The 21948-nt window shown below is 57.5% G+C and carries 17 protein-coding genes; 12 read left to right on the top strand and 5 right to left on the bottom strand.

From position 1 onward, the window contains the following. Positions 1-97 precede the first annotated feature (97 nt). The 12 genes from ABX75_RS14210 to ABX75_RS14155 all read left to right on the top strand — a co-directional run bounded on the left by ABX75_RS14210 (position 98) and on the right by ABX75_RS14155 (position 12579). Positions 98-637: a thiamine pyrophosphate-binding protein gene (locus ABX75_RS14210; protein WP_003442221.1), complete on the top strand. Its 540-nt coding sequence runs from the start codon at positions 98-100 to the stop codon at positions 635-637. Next, positions 625-1221, top strand: a complete 597-nt coding sequence (locus ABX75_RS14205; RefSeq protein ID WP_003442218.1) for a thiamine pyrophosphate-dependent enzyme — start codon at positions 625-627, stop codon at positions 1219-1221. The genes ABX75_RS14210 and ABX75_RS14205 overlap by 13 nt, the downstream gene beginning before the upstream one ends. Positions 1222-1287: 66 nt before the next feature. Next, entirely contained in the window at positions 1288-2451 is a 1164-nt protein-coding gene (locus tag ABX75_RS14200) for an acyl-CoA dehydrogenase family protein (RefSeq protein WP_034099092.1), read from the top strand. Positions 2452-2525: 74 nt separating this feature from the next. Then, the gene (locus tag ABX75_RS14195) at positions 2526-3728 is read left to right on the top strand and encodes a CaiB/BaiF CoA-transferase family protein (protein WP_047882145.1); all 1203 of its coding nucleotides are present in this window, start codon (positions 2526-2528) and stop codon (positions 3726-3728) included. 63 nt (positions 3729-3791) lie between these two features. Next, on the top strand, positions 3792-4541 hold the full coding sequence (locus ABX75_RS14190; protein ID WP_034099095.1) for an electron transfer flavoprotein subunit beta/FixA family protein: 750 nt from the start codon (positions 3792-3794) through the stop codon (positions 4539-4541). 16 nt (positions 4542-4557) lie between these two features. Further along, complete coding sequence (locus ABX75_RS14185) at positions 4558-5487, top strand: electron transfer flavoprotein subunit alpha/FixB family protein (RefSeq protein ID WP_034099096.1); 930 nt, start codon at positions 4558-4560, stop codon at positions 5485-5487. A 25-nt stretch (positions 5488-5512) separates the two neighbouring features. Beyond that, on the top strand, positions 5513-6358 hold the full coding sequence (locus tag ABX75_RS14180) for a MaoC family dehydratase N-terminal domain-containing protein (RefSeq protein WP_034099098.1): 846 nt from the start codon (positions 5513-5515) through the stop codon (positions 6356-6358). Next, the gene (locus tag ABX75_RS14175; RefSeq protein WP_034099100.1) at positions 6355-7170 is read left to right on the top strand and encodes a CoA ester lyase; all 816 of its coding nucleotides are present in this window, start codon (positions 6355-6357) and stop codon (positions 7168-7170) included. The genes ABX75_RS14180 and ABX75_RS14175 overlap by 4 nt, the downstream gene beginning before the upstream one ends. A 61-nt stretch (positions 7171-7231) precedes the next feature. After that, positions 7232-8623, top strand: coding sequence for an aldehyde dehydrogenase family protein (locus ABX75_RS14170; protein ID WP_034114364.1), 1392 nt, complete (start codon positions 7232-7234; stop codon positions 8621-8623). Positions 8624-8718: 95 nt separating this feature from the next. After that, entirely contained in the window at positions 8719-9633 is a 915-nt protein-coding gene (locus ABX75_RS14165; RefSeq protein WP_034099846.1) for a transporter substrate-binding domain-containing protein, read from the top strand. A 522-nt stretch (positions 9634-10155) separates the two neighbouring features. Then, positions 10156-11355, top strand: a complete 1200-nt coding sequence (locus ABX75_RS14160) for a hypothetical protein (protein ID WP_047882144.1) — start codon at positions 10156-10158, stop codon at positions 11353-11355. 42 nt (positions 11356-11397) lie between these two features. Further along, a complete protein-coding gene (locus ABX75_RS14155; RefSeq protein ID WP_047882143.1) occupies positions 11398-12579 on the top strand; it encodes a hypothetical protein in 1182 nt (393 codons plus the stop codon). A 31-nt stretch (positions 12580-12610) separates the two neighbouring features. Here ABX75_RS14155 and ABX75_RS14150 read toward each other — a convergent pair whose 3' ends face one another. From ABX75_RS14150 to ABX75_RS14130, 5 genes are all read right to left on the bottom strand, one after another. Continuing rightward, complete coding sequence (locus ABX75_RS14150) at positions 12611-15022, bottom strand: hypothetical protein (protein WP_047882142.1); 2412 nt, start codon at positions 15020-15022, stop codon at positions 12611-12613. 70 nt (positions 15023-15092) lie between these two features. Then, on the bottom strand, positions 15093-17642 hold the full coding sequence (locus ABX75_RS14145) for a hypothetical protein (RefSeq protein WP_144419301.1): 2550 nt from the start codon (positions 17640-17642) through the stop codon (positions 15093-15095). Beyond that, positions 17639-19396 (bottom strand): hypothetical protein, encoded by a 1758-nt coding sequence (locus ABX75_RS29425; RefSeq protein ID WP_256203859.1) that lies wholly within the window; start codon positions 19394-19396, stop codon positions 17639-17641. Before ABX75_RS29425 ends, ABX75_RS14145 begins: the two co-directional genes overlap by 4 nt. Beyond that, positions 19393-21486, bottom strand: a complete 2094-nt coding sequence (locus ABX75_RS14135) for a hypothetical protein (protein WP_047882140.1) — start codon at positions 21484-21486, stop codon at positions 19393-19395. Before ABX75_RS14135 ends, ABX75_RS29425 begins: the two co-directional genes overlap by 4 nt. Then, positions 21487-21948, bottom strand: a complete 462-nt coding sequence (locus ABX75_RS14130) for a hypothetical protein (protein WP_232566321.1) — start codon at positions 21946-21948, stop codon at positions 21487-21489.

Raw genomic sequence — 21948 nt, 5'->3', positions numbered from 1 at the left:
TGGGCATATCTCAAAGACAAAAACGGTAGTCGCAGTCCGCTCCCAGCACTCCCAGAATGGGTGAAAACACAAAAGCAGCACTGCTTGGGAGATTGGCATGTCAACAGAAGCTGAACACACCGTGGGACAGGATTGGCAAGAGGACGTGTTCCGCGTGCTCAAGGCCCACGACGTCAAACACGTGGTCTTCGTACCGGATGCAGGTCACTCGGCGGCCATCCGCATGTCGTATGCCGACCCGGATATCAAGGCTGTCGTCCTCACCACCGAAGAAGAAGGCATCGGCTACCTCGCCGGCGCCTGGCTGGGCGGTGAGCGCGGTGCACTCTTGATGCAGTCCAGCGGCGTCGGTAACTGCATCAACACCCTGGCACTTCAAGTCTGTGCCGGCTTCCCGCTGTTGATGGTGGTCACCATGCGCGGCGACTGGGCCGAATTCAACGCGTGGCAGAACCCGATGGGCCAGGCCACAGAAGCCTCCCTGAATCTGATGAAAGTGATGACCTGGCGCGCGGACGTCCCGGAAGACGTTGCCCCGCTGCTGCACGGTGCCGCGACCATGGCCTTCAACGGTGATTCGTCCACTGCCCTGCTGCTCGGTCAGCGCCTGATTGGAGAAAAGAAATGGGTCAAGTAAGCGCAAACCACACTCTGTGCCGCCGCGAAGTGGTCAAGGCCTTGCTGGCCGACCGCAAAGACGTGCTGGTCGTGACGGGTCTCGGTTCGGCGTCCTACGACGTCATGGCTGCCGGTGACAATGATCTGAATTATTACCTGTGGGCTGCCATGGGCAGCGCGATCACTGTGGGTCTGGGCCTGGCAAATGCGCAGCCAGACAAATCGGTGGTGGTAGTCACCGGTGACGGCGAGTTGCTCATGGGCTTCGGTGCACTGGCCACGGTAGCACTGCAAAAGCCCGCCAACCTGACCATCGCGGTGCTGGATAACGGTCACTTTGGTGAAACCGGCATGCAAGTCAGCCACGCCGGTTTTGGTATTTCCCTGGACCAGGTGGCGAAGACTTGCGGCTTCAGTTGGACCGATGAAATCCGCGACATGGAAGGCGTACATGACCTGCGCGAGCGCTTTGCGAGCCGCGACGGCGTCAAGCTCGCGACGATAAAGATCAAAGCGGAAAACCCGCCACGGGTGCTGCCACCGCGCGATGGTCATTACGTCAAGAATCGCTTCCGTGCCGCCTTGGGTTTCAACCCGATCTGATTGCTCTTTGCCCGGACCCGGTCACGCAGGGCAGATGCCGTGCGTGACACGTTGAGGAGAATAATAATGACTGACCGTAACTCTGAAGAGCTCAATGCCATCCGCGAGGGCGTACGTGCTCTGTGCGCTGAATTCGATGCGGCTTACTGGCGCAAAGTCGACGAAGAAAAAGGTTTTCCGGAAACCTTCGTCAAGGCCCTGACCGATGCCGGCTGGCTGGCGGCGATGATTCCTGTCGAGTACGGCGGATCCGGCCTCGGGCTGGCCGAGGCCTCGGTGATCCTTGAAGAAGTGAACCGTTGCGGCGGCAACTCCGGCACCGTCCACGGGCAGATGTACAACATGTTCACCCTGCTACGACACGGCAGCGAGGCGCAGAAAAGCTACTACCTGCCGAAACTGGCCAGCGGTGAATTGCGCCTGCAATCGATGGGCGTCACCGAACCCACTACCGGCACCGACACCACCAAGATCAAGACCACCGCGATCAAGCGCGGCGACAAGTATGTGATCAATGGGCAGAAGGTGTGGATCTCACGAATCCAGCATTCCGACTTGATGATCCTGCTAGCGCGCACCACACCCTTGGCCGAGGTGAAGAAGAAGTCCGAGGGCATGTCGATCTTCCTTGTCGACCTGCGTGAGGCCATCGGCAATGGCATGACAGTGCAACCCATCGCCAACATGGTCAACCACGAGACCAATGAGTTGTTCTTCGACAACCTGGAGATCCCCGCAGACAGTCTGATCGGCGAGGAAGGCAAAGGCTTCCGCTACATCCTCGACGGGTTGAATGCCGAGCGCACCCTCATCGCCGCCGAATGCATCGGTGACGGTCGCTGGTTTATCGAAAAGGCCAGTGCCTATGCTCGCGACCGCGTGGTGTTTGGGCGTCCTATCGGGCAGAACCAGGGCGTGCAATTCCCCATCGCCGAAGCGCACATCGAAATCGAAGCGGCCGACCTGATGCGCTGGCGCGCCTGCGAGGAATACGACAGCGGCCTCAACGCCGGGGCCAGCGCCAACATGGCCAAGTACCTGGCGGCGAAAGCCTCCTGGGAAGCGGCTAATGCCTGCTTGCAGACCCACGGAGGCTTCGGCTTTGCCTGCGAATACGACGTCGAGCGTAAATTCCGTGAAACCCGTCTGTATCAGGTGGCGCCCATCTCCACCAACCTGATCCTGTCGTACGTTGCCGAACACCTACTTGAACTGCCGCGCTCCTTTTAAAGGATCAGCGTAAAGCCCAGTGCGTCGGCCCAAGCTGGCGCGGCTGGGGAGCCATGACAAGAGAGATAATAATCATGAGCCAACCCAAAGGCATCCGTCCGCTCGATGGCATTACCGTCGTCAGCCTTGAGCATGCGATTGCAGCGCCCTTCTGCACCCGACAATTGGCCGATCTTGGCGCGCGCGTGATCAAGGTCGAACGCCCAGGCACGGGTGACTTCGCCAGAGGGTACGACCAACGCGTCAACGGTCTCGCCTCGCACTTCGTCTGGACCAATCGTTCGAAAGAAAGCCTGACCCTCGATCTGAAACAAGATTCGGCCACCGAGGTGCTGGACAGCTTGCTGGCCACTGCCGATGTCCTGGTGCAGAACCTGGCGCCGGGTGCCGCAGCACGAATGGGACTTTCATTTGAGGCTTTGCATCAGCGGTTTCCGCGCCTGATCGTTTGTGACATTTCAGGCTACGGCGCAGGCGGCCCGTATGAAAAGAAAAAAGCCTATGACCTGTTGATCCAGAGCGAAGGCGGATTCCTATCGGTCACCGGCGGACCGGGTGAGGAAGAAATGGCCAAGGCCGGTTGCTCGATTGCTGACATCTCGGCCGGCATGTACGCCTACACCGGAATTCTATCTGCCTTGCTGTTGCGTGGACGCACTGGCGAAGGTAGCCACCTCGATGTGTCGATGCTGGAAAGCCTGGTCGAGTGGATGAACTACCCGATGTACTACGCCTACGACGGCGCTACACCTCCCCCTCGCGCCGGCGCCGCGCACGCCACGATCTACCCCTATGGCCCCTTCCCTATCGGTGACGGCACCACAGTCATGCTGGGGTTGCAGAACGAACGAGAGTGGCGGCTGTTTTGCGACAAGGTACTGCTTACTCCTGAACTGGCGAAAGACGAACGCTTCTCTGCCAACTTCAAGCGCGTCGAAAACCGTCAAGCGCTGCGGGCACTCATCGTTGAATCGTTCTCCACACTCAATTTCGATGCCGTGTTTGAACGGTTAGAGCATGCGCAAATTGCGAACGCCCGGGTCAACGACATGCAAGGTGTTTGGGACCATCCGCAACTTCAGGCACGTGACCGATGGCGGGAAGTCGAAACCTCCGCCGGCACCGTCCCGAGCTTGATACCTCCCGGCAGCAACAGCGCGTTCGAGCCACGTATGGATGCCGTACCGGGCCTCGGTCAGCACACCGAACAGGTGCTCAGGGAACTGGGTCTGGGTACAGACCGTATTGAACAAATGCGCGCAGCCGGGGCGATTTAGCCTTCATCTGAAAACAAAAAACCTGCCTGCAACAATCAAAGTTTTTCGAGAGAACACTGCCCAATGAAAATGCTGGTAGCTGTGAAACGAGTGGTCGACTACAACGTCAAGGTTCGCGTTAAGGCGGACAATTCCGGCGTCGACCTCGCCAACGTGAAAATGTCGATGAACCCGTTCTGCGAGATCGCCGTGGAAGAAGCCGTACGCCTGAAAGAAAAGGGTGTTGCGACCGAAATCGTTGTCGTCTCCATCGGCCCGTCCACCGCTCAAGAGCAACTGCGCACCGCGCTGGCTCAGGGTGCCGATCGCGCCATCCTCGTCGAATCCGCCGAAGATCTGACTTCCCTGGCCGTTGCCAAGCTGCTCAAGGCTGTTGTCGACAAGGAACAGCCACAGCTGGTGATCCTTGGCAAACAAGCCATCGACAGCGACAACAACCAGACTGGCCAGATGCTCGCTGCATTGAGCGGCTACGGTCAGGGCACGTTCGCTTCGAAAGTCGAAATCAGCGGCGACAGCGTGGCTGTTACCCGTGAAATCGACGGCGGCGCGCAGACAGTTTCCCTGAAACTGCCGGCCATCGTCACCACCGACCTGCGTTTGAACGAGCCGCGCTACGCGTCGCTGCCCAACATCATGAAAGCCAAGAAGAAGCCTCTCGACGTGCTGACTGCGGACGCTTTGGGCGTTTCCACCGCCTCCACCAACAAAACCCTGAAAGTCGAAGCGCCTGCTGCACGCAGCGCGGGTATCAAGGTCAAGTCGGTGGCTGAACTGGTCGAGAAACTGAAAAACGAAGCGAAGGTGCTTTGAGCTTAGGAGCCTAATCATGACTATCTTGGTAATCGCTGAACACGACAACAAAGTAGTGGCCCCGGCCACGCTGAACACCGTGGCTGCTGCCGTCAAAATCGGCGCTGACATCCACGTTCTAGTTGCAGGCCAGGGCGCTGGCGCCGTGGCTGAAGCCGCTGCGAAAGTGGCTGGCGTGGCTAAAGTGCTGGTTGCCGACAACGCTACCTACGCTCACCAGCTGCCGGAAAACGTTGCTCCTCTGGTCGCTGAACTGGGCAAGGGCTACAGCCACATCCTGGCTGCCGCTACTTCCACCGGCAAAAACATCCTGCCACGCGTTGCCGCGCAGCTGGACGTTGACCAGATCTCCGAGATCATCGCCGTGGTCAGCGCTGACACCTTCCAGCGTCCGATCTACGCCGGTAACGCCATCGCGACCGTACAGTCCAACGCTGCAGTGAAAGTGATCACCGTGCGTGCCACCGGTTTCGACCCGGTTGCCGCTGAAGGTGGTTCGGCTGCCGTTGAATCGGTGGCTGCTGCTCACGACGCCGGTACTTCCAGCTTCGTTGGTGAAGAACTGGCCAAGTCCGATCGTCCGGAACTGACCGCTGCCAAGATCGTCGTTTCCGGCGGCCGCGGCATGCAGAACGGCGATAACTTCAAGCACCTGTACGCCCTGGCCGACAAGCTGGGCGCTGCTGTTGGCGCTTCCCGCGCGGCAGTGGACGCAGGTTTCGTACCCAACGACATGCAGGTCGGTCAGACCGGCAAGATCGTTGCTCCACAGCTGTACATCGCCGTCGGTATTTCCGGCGCGATCCAGCACTTGGCCGGCATGAAAGACTCCAAAGTGATCGTTGCGATCAACAAGGACGAAGAAGCGCCGATCTTCCAGGTGGCCGATTACGGCCTGGTGGCGGATCTTTTTGAAGCGATTCCAGAAATGGCCACCCTGGCCTGATCACTGACCGACTGGAGCAAAGAATATGAGCAGCAGTTCCGATTTTTCCGCCTGGATTGGACGACGTCAGGAAAGCCAGGACCGGATCAGTTTCACTCTGGTCAGACGCATTGCCGCGACATTGGGCGAGTCGGCACCACAACCCGGTGAGCCGCTGCCGCCCCTGTGGCACTGGGCATTTTTTCAGGAGCCGGTGGGTGCCAGCGAACTGGGGCCGGACGGCCATCCAGCGCTTGGGGGATTTTTGCCGCCGGCCCATAACCGCAATCGCATGTGGGCGGGAAGCCGAATTGAGTTTTTCCAGCCATTAAAAGTGGATGCTGAAGTGACCTGTGTATCGACCATCCTCAACGTCGAGGAGAAGCACGGTCGCACGGGTTCCTTATTGTTCGTCACAGTACGCCATGAGTTTTTCCAGGACGGCAAACGCGCCCTTCAAGACGATCAGGACATTGTTTACCGTGAACCTTCCCCGCCCAAACTGAACGGTACCGAAAAGCTACCTGAAGGCCAATGGCAGGAACGGATAGAGCCCACTCCAACCCTGCTGTTTCGCTATTCCGCAGTGACCTTCAATGGTCATCGTATTCACTATGACTGGCCGTATGTGACAGAGACCGAAGGTTATCCGGGGCTGGTGGTACATGGTCCATTGATCGCCACGTTGAATTTGCGTGCCTTTACCAAAGCGCATCCAACTGCGCGCCTGGAGCGTTTCGCATTCCGCGGAGTACGACCTCTGATTTCGCCTAAGCCTTTCCAGGTGGGCGGACGTCTAATCGAAAACGGCAAGGCACAGGTCTGGGCTGGCAATCAGGACGGCACAGCACAGATCGGAGAGATCGAGTTCAGCAATGGAGCAACGCCATGAGCAAATCAATTGTTCGCTCCGCCCTGTTTGTGCCGGCTACTCGACCAGAGCGCATCTCAAAAGCTATTGCCACCGGGGCGGATCGAGTCATCGTTGACTTGGAAGATGCCGTGCAAGAAAACCTCAAGGAGCAGGCGAGGGATAATCTCGACGCGTTCCTGAGCGAAGCCCCGGATGCACGGATTCTGGTCCGAGTGAATGCCCCGGATCACTGGGCGCATGTTGCGGATCTGGATCTTTGCCGACGCCACGCCGGCGTTATCGGAATTCTGCTACCCAAAGCAGAAAGCGCGAAACAGGTCACCACAGCTGCCGGTACCGAAAAACCGATTTGGCCAATCATCGAGAGCGCGAAGGGCTTGTCAGCACTCAACGAAATTGCCGGCACTCAAGGCGTTGAGCGGTTGTCGTTCGGTAGTCTGGATCTGGGTCTGGACCTGAACCTGACTACTGGCAGCCATGCCGCCGAAGAAATCCTTAGCCATGCGCGCTACGCCGTTTTGCTCGCCACCCGGGTTGCAGTGCTCGCTCCAGCGTTGGATGGAGTATTTCCGTCGATCCAGGACACCGCTGGGCTACTACGCGCGGTTCATTTTGCACGCGACATGGGCTTTGGTGGCGCGCTTTGTATCCATCCAACCCAAGTCGCGATCATTCATCAGGCGCTAAAACCAAGCCAGGAAGAATTGCACTGGGCGCAACGCATTATCGAAGCCGCTCGTTCAGGTGAAGGCGTTTTCGTGCTGGATGGGCAAATGGTCGATGCGCCGGTCATTGGTCGCGCGCAATCCATTTTGGCTCGCGCGACCTGATTCAACACCGGCGCCGTTGCTTAGAAGCTATGAATCCATTCCCATCCTACAGGACGGTGTCATGACTAACGTTTCCAGCCTTACCCATGCCATTTCAATCAATCCCGCCAATGGTGAGCAGATCGGCCACTACCCCTTCGAATCCGCATCGGAACTGGAGGCATCACTGTCACGTGCTAACAAGGGGTTTTCCACCTGGCGTAGCCAACCCGTCGAAATGCGTTCGCAAGCACTGATCGCTTTGGCAAGGGCATTGCGCGACAACGCAGAAGCGATGGCGAAGATGATCACTCAAGAGATGGGCAAACCCAACACTCAGGCGCGCGGTGAGATTGAAAAGTGTGCGCAACTCTGTGAGTGGTACGCCGAGCACGGCCCCGCCATGCTAACCGCCGAACCCACTCAGGTTGAGGGCGGAAAGGCACGAATTGAATATCGTCCACTGGGTCCGATTCTCGCCGTGATGCCTTGGAACTTTCCGATCTGGCAGGTGCTGCGTGGCGCCGTCCCGGCGTTGATTGCCGGCAATACCTACGTCCTCAAACATGCGCCGAACGTGATGGGATGCGCCTATCTGCTACTAGACGCGTTCAAGCGCGCCGGCTTTGCTGAAGGTGTGTTCGAAGTCATCAATGTCACGCCCGACGGTGTCTCCACTGCGATAACAGACACTCGCATCGCCGCGGTCACGCTCACTGGCAGCGTCCGAGCGGGCATGGCTATTGGGGCACAGGCGGGTGCAGCTTTGAAAAAATGTGTGTTGGAACTGGGTGGCTCAGATCCCTTCATAGTGCTCAACGACGCCGACCTGGACGAAGCTGTCAAAGCCGCTGTGATTGGCCGCTACCAAAACACCGGACAAGTCTGCGCGGCGGCTAAACGCTTAATTGTCGAACAAGGCGTTGTCGAGGAATTTACCCGCAAGTTTGTCGAATCCACCTCCAAGTTGGTCATCGGCGATCCACTGGCCACAGACACTTACATAGGGCCCATGGCCCGCTTTGATTTGCGCGATGAACTGGATCGTCAGGTCCGAGACACCCTGGAAGAAGGTGCGACCTTGTTGTTGGGAGGCAGAAAGGCCGAAGGCCCTGGCAACTACTACGAGCCTACGGTCTTTGGTGATGTCACCGACCAGATGACCTCATTCAAACAGGAATTGTTTGGGCCCGTGGCATCGATCATCACCGCGCGGGACGCCGCACATGCATTGGAACTGGCTAACGACAGTGAATTTGGGCTCGCCTCGACCATCTACACACGCAATGTCCAACTGGCCCAGAAGCTGGCCGGCGAACTGGAAACCGGAGGCGTGTTCATCAATGGCTATTGCGCAACCGACCCACGCGTCACCTTCGGCGGCGTAAAGAAAAGCGGGTTTGGCCGTGAGCTTTCGCATTTCGGTGTGCGCGAATTCTGTAATGCACAGACCGTCTGGCTGGACCGTCACTAACAACAAGCAAGTCGCCAGGCCCAGCGAAAACGTCCGCTGAGCCAAAGATGGGCGAGTCAGAAAAAGACTCGCCCCACCTTTATGAGGAGCTTTTGATGCGAGTCTTCCCTGCAATGCTGGGCGTTACGCTGACTGCGGCGTTAACCTTCACGCCAGCGATGGCTGCCGAACTTACCGGTACACTTAAAAAAATTAAGAACTCGGGGACCATAACCCTGGGGCACCGAGACTCTTCAATTCCGTTCTCCTACATCGCCGACGCTTCCGGCAAACCAGTTGGCTACTCGCATGACATCCAATTGAAAATTGTCGACGCTATCAAGCAGGAACTTGAGATGCCCGAGCTGAACGTACGGTACAACCTGGTGACGTCACAAACGCGCATCCCGCTTGTGCAAAACGGTACTGTCGATCTGGAGTGCGGTTCTACAACCAATACCGCAGAGAGGGCGCAGCAAGTCGAATTTTCAGTCGGCATCTTCGAAGCCAGCACTCGACTGTTGGTCCGAAAGGATTCGATCTACAAAGACTTTGACCATCTCAATGGCAAGAACGTAGTGACCACTGCTGGCAGCACTGCCGAACGGATGCTCAAGGTCATAAATGCCGAGAAAAAGATGAACATGAACGTCATCTCTGCCAAAGACATTGGAGAGTCTTACCAAATGCTCGAGTCCGGCCGCGCCATTGCGTTTATGCAGGACGACGCATTGCTGGCGGGCGAGATGGCCAAGGCAAAGAAACCGGAAGATTGGGTGGTGACCGGCACCCCGCAATCCAACGAAATCTATGGTTGCACAATGCGTCGGGGTGATCCGGATCTCAAAAAAGTCGTGGATGACTCGATCAAGTCACTTTTCGTCTCGGGCGAAATCAACGCCATCTACGATAAATGGTTTACTCAGCCCATCCCTCCCAAAGGCTTGAATCTCAAATTCCCCATGAGCGCAGAACTCAAAACAATCATCGCCCAACCCAACGACCAACCGGCGCCGGAAAAGGCTCTTTAACGGTCGCCCCCTTCTGCTCAAGCGACCAGGACACAGCGAGGCACTCTCCTCGCGCCATGACCTTTGTATCAGCTGAAAATTCCACCAAGAGCCAGAGCTTTTGTAGGGGTAAAAACGCCTAAAAATAAAAAGGGGTCGCGAGATAAAATCTCGCAACCCCTTGAATTATATGGTCGGGACGGAGTGATTCGAACACTCGACCCCTAGCACCCCATGCTGGCGGAAGTCCCGAAAAGCCTTAAATAGCAACACCTTACGTAGGCGCCCACTGCAATCGACGCCTAACGATGTTGAACAAAGATTCACGAATCCCCGCAAATCTCCCTACAGGCTTTCGCCCTGAAAGTCCCTGCCCCAGGCATCCTGCCGACCAAATACCAAGCCAAATTAAGACACGCCAGGCATTCGCTTGTAGAATCCGCCGCCATGATCCTGGGCGCGCAGTCGCGCGGGATGCCTTTGGGGGACGACGCACGACCAACCTTGCCCATTTTCACAAGGCAAGGCCGAGTGCGATGAAGCATGAATGACCGATTGAGAGACTATGCAGTGCTAAGAAGTGCGCGTTATTGCTTTAAGTTTTTTACTCTGGCTTTTTCTATCGCCAGTTTTCAGTGGGCCTTTGCTGACGAAGCGATGAACAATTCGTCGGACCAAACAGAGAAGCGCTTTATATCTTCGCCGGTTGATCACTGGCAAACATATTCCCAAAGTGCGCCTGGCGGCACTCATAAATTTATTGAAAGCAACAAAAGCTTTTCAATAAAGAAATTGAAAAAACCATCAAAAGATTTTCATACCGGATATGCCTTTGTAAGCGGCGGGAATCTTTACTTTGAGGACAGAGGGAACAGCATCAGCTATAAGAGAAACTGGTTGGGGATATACAACACTTCAAAAATAGCCTCTGACAACGCATACAAAACCGACAGCTATATATTCGACTACGACTCTTATGCCGGAACTATTTCAGCCTGTCCGCTGCTGGGTGATGGCGCGTGCCCAACGATTGATTTTCTAAAGGGCACTTACCCATATGTTTACGCAAAAAAGAAAGACTCCTTATTATCCATAACAAACTATGGAGATGCCTTACTTTTCAAAGATGGTAAGTGGTGCAGAATGTCAATGCATGACGACATTTATTCATGCGCCAGTTCCGAGCCGCCAGTATTGTCCGCCCCTAGGGGAATACAGTTTTACAGTTCAATAAACTATCAAGGGCGGGTTCTTCTGGGAGAGTGGCCGACGGGCCGTCTGTATGAGTTTGATGGCGCTGAGCTAAAACCATCCGACATGACGCCACCGAAAATTGCAGAGCTTTCAGACAAGCGTATGGGTTATGAGGCGCAGACGATGGCCTCTTACTGCGGAGACTTGTTTGTTGGGTATTGGCCGAAGGGTGAAGTGTGGCGATACGACCATGCCGCCGGGAAGTGGGAATTCTTCAACCGGTTTTTCAGCGTAGAAGAAGACGAGCCCTTCATCCCGCATTCGTACCGACCGGACGACGATCTGAACCCGGCATTCTTCGGCCAGCGCATTACCGCTATGGTTCCGTTTAAAGGCTCACTATATTTGACCACGTCAAATCTGAGGTCCTGGACGGCAGCCGATACAGCGCTATCAAAAATATCCCCAGCTAAGGCGGATGAATACGGGTCAATCTACAAAGTGACCAAGCCAGGCTGCTCAACAAGCTACGCGAGCAACCTGCAATAATTAAGGCTCGCGCTACCTACGGAACACCAAGGAGCAACGGACATGCTGACGACTATAACGCCAACCAGAATTGAAAAGTTTGCAGTGCTTGCTTTCGTGCTGCTATTCCCCGGTGCTTTTTTTTACCATGTTGGCACCGGCATCGGTTACATACCGCACGTCCTGGGCGGTTACATCAGCTTTGTCGGCGCGGTGCTCCTCTCTGTTTTTTTGGTGAATTCCGTAATAACAACAACAAAAGAAATGACCATAAAAAAACATGACCTGCTATTTTATGTATTCATATTTTTGTTTGGATTAGTTTCCGCCATAAGCTATATCAATGAGTACCACACAGAGAACGCGCAATCAAACTTCCTGCTATTCATAAATATGCTTGTATGCTTCCATATATTCAAAAACATAAACATTACAGATGAAACATTTAAGAAGACGATAACTGCATCAACGCTACTAATGAGTGCAACGATACTTTACCTGTCTTCTGGCGGGCGTTTCTCAATTGAGCTTTTGTCAGAAACGCCAGAAAGTGTTGCAAGCTATCAGACATTTGCAATTGCGTACATCTGCCCTCTTGCCTTGACAATTGGAAAGGCTAAGTCAAGGCTTTGCAGAAATGCAATATTTGCGCTTGGCATGATCTGCCTTTATTTGAACAGCGCAAGAAGCGAGTTTGTAGGGTTCGTTATATTATTCCTTGTCTTCGAGGCCTCCGCTTCAAAGTACAGAATCATAACTCCCATTGCGGCAATTGCGTTGGCGGCGATAGCGCTCGTAGCCCTAGTGTCGATTGATCCAGAAATTGCAGACAACAGAATCACCCAGCTTATGGACCTGTCTAAAGACGAGTCATCAAACGTAAGAGACGAAATATCTAGAGAGGGATTTGAGAAGATACTTGCTAGCCCAATTATTGGGGACTATGGGAATTACGAGCCCGGCTACTACATCCACAACATTCTGTCGGCCTGGCAGGAATTAGGCATTTTTGGTTTCCTCTACTTCCTTTTCCTGCTCTATTCGCCTACAAAACGATTCGCGGTAAGCGCATTGGTATATGGCGACAGGTCTCATGGGACAGCGCTCTGCCTGGGAATGCTCGCGTCCACGATCGTGCTGCTGATATTCGGAAAGTACTTTGCCTACCCACTGGTAGCGGTGGCGTTGGGAATGGCATCCAGCGAATTTAAGGCAGATACAGCCATCGATAAGCAAGAAAGCTGAAGCAGCGGCCGGGCGTCCGGCCGCCTGTTACTCAAAACTCAGACAATCCAATCTTGCAATTCAACTTTACCGGAACGGCAGCGGTGAAATTGCTGGCGTTCGGCGTTCTGATAGATGGCGTGAACCCCGTTTCGGTATCTGGATCAGCGCCCGCAATTGGCGTGATAGAGCCGATAAACGTAATTTTCGATGTGCTCACCACTACTGCCGGCACCTTGGGGTAGGTGTAACGGTAGGCAATGGGCGTGCCTGTCACGAAGCTTGCCCCCGTGGACGTCGTAACGGTTTGCGTGTAGGTAAGCCCTGGCAACCTGTGCGGCAGTGTTGGGTAGGTGCCGGTAGAGGCGCCATGCAAGGCAACACCCTGCGGTAAGTTTCCTGACAGATTCTGTATCGAGAACCCATCCGAGGACGCAGTACCGGAATCAAGCGCGCTTCGAATTACAAAGCCCATATTGTTCACGTTGAAATTCATGCCGTTAATATCGACACTGATTTTGTTCACCGACCCCGCATTTCGAAACAGCAGGAAGAACGTTATGTTGGTGAGGTTTTTACCATTCAGCGTGCAGTTTTTAACGAGAAGGTTTACAGGCCCGTCAGTGTTGGCCGTCAGGGCATTGTTCTGACCGCCGACATCAATGATCCCGCGACCAGTGCCTTGCGGATTGGTAAACGTGGAAAGCGCGACACCGTCCAACGTGAAGTTCCCGCCGAGCATTTCCGACGAATAGATCACACAGCCGAGATCCATGGCGCTGATACTGCCACCAACATAGCCATTATTCTTGCCCTGCCAGGTTCCGCCGCCACGGGTATGACTATTTACAAACCAGCAGTTTTCGGAGTTGCCGTGCATATCCGCCGCATGCACGCCCGACGTGGCATCGTTCGTAATTGTCGCCTCACTGATAATCACGTTTCGGCAGGGCACGCAGCCAGCGCCTGCGTAGCCGCCCATAGCCACGCCATGGCGGCGTGCATGGTACTGGCCACCAGATACCAGGATGTTTTGTGAGTTCGCTGTGATGATCCCGTAATCGTCTCCAGTGGTGCCCGGATTGAAAGCTGATCCATCCAGTAGCACGCCGTCAGGTGTTTTCGATATCACGATTCCAGCTTCGCCCAGGGCGTTGGCGCGGAGGCCGCGAGTTCTCAGCCTGGTGATCGACTCAAGGAAAATTGTGTTGGTAACCGTGGTGCTGCTGCGAACGTACACATCAATGAGCGTCACGTCGTTTTTGGCGAGCTTGTAGATTTGCACGCCGGCGGCCAGGTAGTCGGCATAGAGATTGCCCGCCAGATTCACGCTGGTCGAAGTAAGCACCTTGTCCACGCGCACCCATTCTCCCGCGTGGTAATAGCTGCGGAACGCAGAGAAGCTGGTGCCTACAGGATTCCAGATGCAAATCCAGTCGCCAGAAACAAGGCCGTGCGCCGTCGCGAAGGACAGAACGTGAGAGCCGGCGGTGACGTTGGACGCCAGGGATGCAATCTGCGTGATTGACCCAGTGCAGCTGAGGGCGTTCGTTCCTACAAAGTCGCTTGCCGTGGCGTCGATGAACGCCCCGGGTTCGGCAGCAATGCTTACGTTGCCAGGAACTGCTTTCAACTCCTTGTTGATAAACGGAATGCGGCTGTAGCGAACAGGCAGCCCGGTATTGAGTGCGGCCTGAAACGCCGCCCAGTCTATGGTGTTGGTGAGTGACGTAGCGTGCGGGTAAACCGCCTGGGCCGCCGCTAGAGTTGCGAATCGATCGGAAAGAGGATGCCGCGTACCATCGTTAATTGCGCCAAAGCTCGCCGGATTGGCCACGAAGGCAACGCCCTGGGTAACTCGCTGAAGGTCGTCCAGTGCGGCGGCAACCGTGGTTGTGATTCCACTGAGCGATGGCGCATACAGCACGTTTGCGGCGTTGTTAACAGGGCCCTGACCGGTCGCCAGAATAGAGGAAAGGTAGGTCTCGACAGATTGCTTTGTCGCCGCATCCTGCTGTCCGATGGGATTTGCAACGCTGGTGATCCGGCGGTTCTCTGCGAAGAAGTAATCGAGACCAAGCGGCCGAATAAGCGCTCGCTTGAACAGTGAGAACCCTTGCTGAATCAGCATGGTCAGCCGATCAAACACGTCCTCATGGATTTCTGCCAGGAACTTCCCCTGGTTACGCAAGGACGTCAACTGCAGCACGTCCATTTCCCGCGCTACCACCAACTGGCCAGGGCCTGCCAAGGCGGTGCTGGTCACGACGCTCCCGCCCGATTCGCTCCCTGCCCCGTTGGCGGTGTACTGCGTGCCGAAGAGCAGTTGAGTGCTTACCCCTTGCGGATCGATGTAAGTGACAATCAGGTCCTCATTTGCCAGGAACTTGAAGTAGAAAGGGAAATTGGTCGTTACCCCGTTGGTTGCAAATAGCGCGCTACTCTCTGTTGTGTTGACGGTCACGGTTGTGACTCCTTTTCTCTGGGCGAAAAAAAGCCCGCTCAGTGGCGGGCTTCAGTGGCGGGCTTTTCTGTTATCGAGTGATGCCTAATGGGTCGAGGTAGCTTTGCGATGGCTTGACCAGGAACTTCTGGCCGTTTTCCTGCTGGATGCGTTGTTCGGTCCGACGTAGCGATCCGGGGTTCATGGCTTCTTGCACAGACCAAAGGAACAGGTGGTCCATGGCGATGCGGGTGTAGAACAGGTTGAGGAATGGTGTGTTGTTCTGGGCCAGGCGCAGCGCAGACGATGCGGCGTCGTCGCCGGATCTGATCTTCGCCCACAGGTCCAGCGCGTTGGCAGCGGTGCCCAAGGTTGGGCCGGCGAGCGTTTCCAGCGGCTTGTTGCCGAAGCGGCTGACCTCACCGAACATGAAGTCGCCCATGATCCCGAACCCACCGCCTTGGGTCATTGCAGCAATCCACGTCTTGGGATCATCCGCCGGCCGGGGCTGGCGGCCCTTGACCGCATCCTTGGCCGACATGGACAAATACCCGAACGCCGTGGTCCACAGCAGCAACTGGGCCATGGCCAAGCGCTCACCGTTTCCGTTGCGTAGGGCGGCAATAAGATCCTTGCTGCCCCGGTATCCCTCACCCAGTGGCGTCGGCGCATAGCCTCGGCCATACAGCTCCCGGCCCAACGTCTTCTGCATATAAGCAGCAGGGAAGCTCTTGAATTGGGTCATGAACCGGTTGAGGTCGCCCATGATCGTGCCCGGCCTGGTGCCTTGGTTCATGATCGAACGTGTGCGGGCATCCGGCTCCAGCACCGCATAGCTGACCCGGTCGTTCACGTAGGCGCGCAGGCTGCGTTCCAGGCCTTCGCGTGTTTCACGGATAGCCGACGCGGAGACCTTGCGCCCTTGCTCAGCGAGGTATGCGCTGATGCGCTCGTCGGGGATGCCTGGGATGCCATCGGTGGTCATGTAGTCGCGGCCGTCAGCCATGCGGGTATCCATACCGCGCAACAGATCCCACTTGCCCGCGTCGAGGTCGTACAGTCCCAGCGTGCGGCGCAGGCCCGCGTCCATCGTGCCCCAGGCCCTGCCTTTATTCTGGGCCAGGTTGTGCGCCATCATCAGCCCAGCGCTTGCCTTGTTGGCGTCAGTCCACCAGGACAGGCCGTTCAGCTTGAAGAACAGCGACATTCCCCGCGACATCTTCCCGCCCACAGAGTCATCGGCAGAAAACCGCCGCATGATCTCCCCTCGCATCGAATCCCCATAAACCCCGAAGCTCGACAGGATTTCACGCTGCTCAAGGCTTCCGCGCCCCTTGGCAAGGCCGGCGGTCATTTCGCCCAGCGAACCCAGGAAGCTCTTGCCCTGGTACCGCATTTCACTGGCGGCCACCGGCAGATCGGCGAAGCTCGACAGCAGCGCGCCGCCCAACTTTGACAGCGACTGCCAGGCCCGGACGTTGGCAGATATCCTGGCCGCCCATGCATTTCCAGGTATCCGTGTTGCGCCGCTGACCTCGGCAAAGCGGTTAGCGATCATGTTGCCGCGCGCGGTATTGAAGTTGGTCAGCGCCTTCGGGTCTCCCGACTTGCGCACGTCCTCGGCCAGGATATCCATGGCCATGTTGAGGTTGGCCTCTGGGTTGGTGCCCAGGCGGCGCATGATCCCGGTGTTCTGCCCGGCCATATCCAGACCACGCAACACTGCCTCGCGCAGGTTTCCGGTACCGAACAGCGTGTTGTACTCATGCCAGGCCACGCCGTCCTTGAAGTGCAGAACTCGCTCTTGGCTGATTTTCTTGGCGATGTTGGCCGGCCCCTTGAAGCCGTTTGCTGGTTTATCACCCGGCGCCTTGAGGTGGTCGCCAGAGACAAGGCCGTCGTACACGCCGCGCAGGAACTGGGTGGGGTTGGCTACATCGTCGAACGTGCGGGCGTCCAGCCGCGGCTGAATTTCCTCAAGCCATTTATCAAAGCCTGCAGAACCGATCTTCTCGCCGTCGTGGCTTTGGCGGGCGATGTACCCGGGTAAGTTGCCGATGTTGGCACCTGCGCGGTTCGCATCAATGCGCGCCGCCTCTTGGTACTTCTGAATGGTTCGGGCAATGCTGACCACCTGGTCGTTGAGCTTTGAGGTGTCCTGCTTGGTCCCGATCTTCCAGAGCGCATCGGCGATATCAACATCCGAATCACCTTTGGCCAGGATTGCCACCAGGTCCTGGCGCTCCAAATCATGGATGAACCCACCGATATAGGCATCGCCCAGCGCCTTCTGCTCGGCGGCGACCGACATGCGCGAGCCCTGGCGCGCCAGGTTTGTACCCACCAGCAGCGATTCAATGCCCAGGTCTGGCCGGTCGGCAAAGCTGCCGCGGACGAACGAAACAATCTCGCCGCGCCGACGCAGGTTGAGCAAGGCATTGCGCTTCTCGATCAGTGCCGCGTGCTGGGCCTGCTTGCCCAGCTCATCAGCCGCGCGCAACGTTGCCTGCTCCATGCCCAAGGCGCCCTCCCTGGCTATCAGCTCCTTGGCTCTCCCCCGCAACAGTTCGAAGATCTCGGCAATTTCTCTGTCTTCCAGATTGCCAGCGGCAGCCCGTACAGCGTCGATGCAAGGGGTCATTGTCCGTTCCTTATGTCGCATACAGCGGCAGCGCGGTATGCCTTCGAGTATTGTTCTGCGCGGTCGGCCTGGGCCTGGGCGGCGTCAGCTTCGTCACGGCTGGCGGCCAGAACATCGGCCCGGTCTTTCTCCGGAAGCTGATCCAGCATTTCCTTGACCAGGGCTTCGTCCTCGTCGAACTGCTGGCGAGTGGCTTCGAAGTCGTCCTGGGGTTGAGACTTTGGAGAGGTATCGGCGCGAAGGCTTTCGGCCTGGCCCTCTGGATCAACCCGGCGCGCCAGTGGACGCTTGACGTACTCCATGGCGCCAGCGGCCTTGCCTGGTGCCTCCAGATCGAACAGCGCTTGCACGTCGATATCACGACCGCTGACGGCCTGGGCAACCGCGGTGCGCAAGGCGCTGTCGCGCACGATCCAGTCGGCATCCTGAGCAGTTTCACGCGCGGTGCGGATGGCAGAGTCCAGCGGCCGTTGCTGATAACCCTGCATGATTTGCTTGGCGCGAGCCTCTATCTGCGGGCGCAAACGCTCTGGCACCTCGCCCCGCTCAATCAAACCGAGGTCACGCCGATCAAACTCACCGGCTCGGTTTCGCTCCAGGGTGGTGTTGATTTCAGCCTGTCGGGCGCCGATCTGCTCGCGCTGGGCGGCGATGGTGTCGCGGGCTGCGCGTTCTGCCTGCTTGCGGGTCATGCGCTGGCCCTGGAATTCTTTGGTCAAGTCCTTAAATGTCGCATCCAGGCCCATCGCGCGCTGAGTCAGCGCAACACGTTCGACGCGTAGGTCTGCCACGTTGTCCACACGCTCACCCGTCAAAGTCGGGCGTATCTCGTCGATAGCCTGGCGCTCGGCATTGCGGTACAGCGTTGCGCCGTCGGCCTCAAGATCGCGGGCAAGCGCACCGCGCAAAGCGGTTTCTGGATCCTGGTCAAAGATGCGCTCAAAGTCGGCGGCGCGCAGAGGCTGCGGGGGCTGGCGGTCAGCGGAGTTCAACACGCTCTCGACCTGTGGCGTCGGCTCTGTGGCAATCCGCCGGCGTAACGCATCAGAAACAGCACCGCCGACGGTATGCAGCCCGCCACCCAGAAGGCCGCCCATGGCGATATTGGCCAGGGAGTCGGATAAGCCGTATTCCGTCTGGTCCATACCGGCGGCGATCAACGGTAGCGGCTCAATGATTGCGGCGCCCACTGCGCCCTCAACAGCACCAACGCCTGCGCGCACACCGGCACGGGCCAAAGGCGAAGCCGCGCGCCCGAGCATTGCCGCATAACGCGCTTCGCCCACCACGGGCACGAATGCCGAAGCAATGTTGAGAGGGTCCAGCAGCGAAGCGGCAACACTGGCACCGAGTTGAGTACCGAATGATCCACCGTTCGCCCGGGTCATGACCTGCTGGCGGGCTGCCTGCTCCCGGTGGCGGTCGATAAGGATGTCGAGGGCGCCCTGGCGGATGCCTTGCTCGGGGATTTTTATGTCCAGGCCCATGCCTGAAACCTTTTCGCGTGCGACCTGCGCATCCATAAGCGGAGTGTCAGGCTCATTGCGCGGCGGCACCAGAATGGATTCGGTGTCACCGGTCAGGCGCAGACCTTCCTGGGCCTGGCCGAGTTGCTCGGTACGAATGATGGCGCTCGACGGGTTCGTAGAGAATGCACCACCAAAGGACGCGTCCCACACCTCGCCAGCATCGGCCGGTATGTCGAGCATCGTCTGCCGATCAAGAACCGGCGCATCACCTGCATAGATAGTCATGGCATGAACCCCATTGGCGCCACGCGATACTGATCGGGCTCGCGCAACCCTTTCTGTTGCAGGTCGGCCCAGGTGCGGGTGATGAGCTGGCCGTCAGCGCCGCGCACGCGGTAGCCGTTCAGGGTCAACGAAAGACCGGTCTCGTCCTCGTTCGGCACCCACTGGCCGCTTGATTGCAGGGCGTCGTGCAACTGCTTGCGGTTCTGTTCCTCGGTGACGCCGGCGATACCCGGCAGCGGCATCAGTTCTTCAGGCTTGATCTGGCGCATGGCCTGAGTGGCGCCACGGCTGACGGCCTGGGTGTCCTGGGTTTTGGGTACGCGGTACGTGCCGAAGAAGTCGTACTTATCGTTGACCATCCCGCCCACTACGCGCTTGGCGGCGTCCTTCGGGCTTTCGCCCTGGAGAACGTATGACGTGGCCGTGCGCAACGCCGCCTTGTACATCGTGCTGTAGGTGTTTATGCCGCCGGACTGGCCTTGCAGAGACTCGGCAAAAGGCACCAGTGCTTGCTGAACTGACTGGACAATGTCGTCCTTCTGGCCTTTCTGTAGCCCTGCGTTCAGGTCGCTGTCTTTGATTGCAGCCACCGAGGCCATGCGTTCAGCTACATCCTTTGGCAAACCGGTGGCAATAACCTGAGCCTCGGCCGGGAGTTTATTACCCATCTGCTGCAGTACCGTCGGGAAGTCCTTGCCCCATAACTCTTGCTGCTGCTCGATCATCGTGGCGGCATTCTCTCCGCCGTTGACCTGGGTGTTGAAGTTGGCAGCCATCTGGTCGGCGGCGGCGTCCGGCAACAGCTTGGGCTGCTTGACGCCCAAGCGCTGCTGCTCGGCCAGCGTGGTGCGCGCGTAAGCCTGATAGGCCTCTGGTGTTCCGTCCTGCTGCGCAGCGGCGAACGCCTGCTGCACGGTCGGGCTGTACTTGGCCACGTATGCGGCAGGATCGTCCTGCTGCTGTTTCATCAGGCGCACGCCCACGTTGGTCAGATGCTGATAAAGCTGGCTGTCTTCCTTGAAGCCTTCGCCGGCGGTGCCGTCCTGAGCCGGCTGGAACTTGCCCAGGATTGCTTGTCGCTCCTGTGGGTCGGCGGTCGCGAATTCCCGTATAGCGGGGGCCAGCGCCTGGACCTTTGAAAACCGATCGTATTCCTTGGCACCCTTCTCGGGCCCGTAGGCTGCGGCAAAGTCTACCTTCGATGGCGGATTTTCGAAGTCCAGGCCTTGGGAATAGGCTGCACTGGCATCCTGCACGCGGCTGCTCAGTTCCATGCGGTTGATGGCCTGCATCTGGCGTGCTTCCACCTGGCGCTGGCGAGCCTCTGCCTCAAGACGACGAAAGCCCTGGTCAATACCGTTGCTCGTGCGGATTTGATCCTCGGCCGTCATTGTGTCCTTGTAGGACTCGTAGTAACTCTTGGCCTTCTGCGGCGAGTCGATCAGCATCCGCTGGATAACCGCGGTGGACATGCCACTGTTGGTTTCCAGGCGCTCGGCCTGGGCGGCCTCAGGCGAAAGGCCGAGGCGTTCGGCGCGACTGGTTAGCACCGCATCAACCTTCTGCCGGTACTGGTCGACCTTGGCCGGGTCTTGATACTCCAGCGCCGCGCCCTGCATGGACGTTTCGAGCTGGGCCTTTTCGACCTGGCCGTAATAGTTCTGACGTTCGCCGTACTCGTAGCGGTTCAAATCATTGGACAGGGAGTTACGCCGACTGTTGACGATCTGCGCATATCTGGCCTTCTGCTGATCGTTGGTCAGGGTTTTAGCGATATCGGCCTGAGCCTTGTCAAACTGATCCAGGGTCTGGTTGGTAACGTCCAGGGCGTTTTGGCCTTTGCGGGTGTAGGCGCCATTCTCGCCGTACATGCTCTGCTGCTGCCACTTGGTGAGCTGGTTATCGGCATCCATCAGCAGCGCGGTATCGGCCTTCTCGCGCTCTTTATCCATGAGCATCTGTGCGCCGCGCCCAAGCGTCTGTAGCCCCTGGGCAATAGACGTGGTGTCAGGTGCAACGCCCTGCAACTGAATAGGTCTGGTCGGCTGCTGCTGTACCTGCGCCGTGTCGTATGTCGGTACCCGTGGCATTTATCGAGCCCCCGCGAATGAGCCAAAGGCGCTACCCAAGCCACCGAGGATTGAGCCTGTGGCGGCAGTGTTGCCGTTCTGTACGGTCTGGTTGGCGTTCAGCAGGTCTTGTTTGGCCTGTACGCGATAGCCGTATGCTTCGCGCGCGGCGTTGTTCTGGATCGTCAGGGCATCCAGCTCGCCGAGCATGGCGGTGTCGTCCTGCAACCGCGCAGCGCTGCCACTATTCACGTCGATCCCGTTGGCAGCCTGCACGCTGCGCTGGGTGCCAATAGCCTGCCCGGTCCGCACGCGCTGCCAGTCCGCCGAGGTATTCCCAGCGTTGATTGTTTCATCTGCGGTCTGCCGTTTGAATGCCGCGTTCTGCTGCATCATATCCGACTGAAACCCAGCGTTCTGCTTTTGCCCCTGGGCCTGCATCATGCTGCCGGCCAGGCCAATAGCGACTGGTATCAATGCCAT

The sequence above is a fragment of the Pseudomonas sp. ARP3 genome (genome assembly GCF_001029595.1).
GTDB classification, from domain to species: domain Bacteria; phylum Pseudomonadota; class Gammaproteobacteria; order Pseudomonadales; family Pseudomonadaceae; genus Aquipseudomonas; species Aquipseudomonas rhodesiae.
Note: the sequence above shows the minus strand (reverse complement) of the source record. Positions and strands in the feature narration are given on the sequence as shown.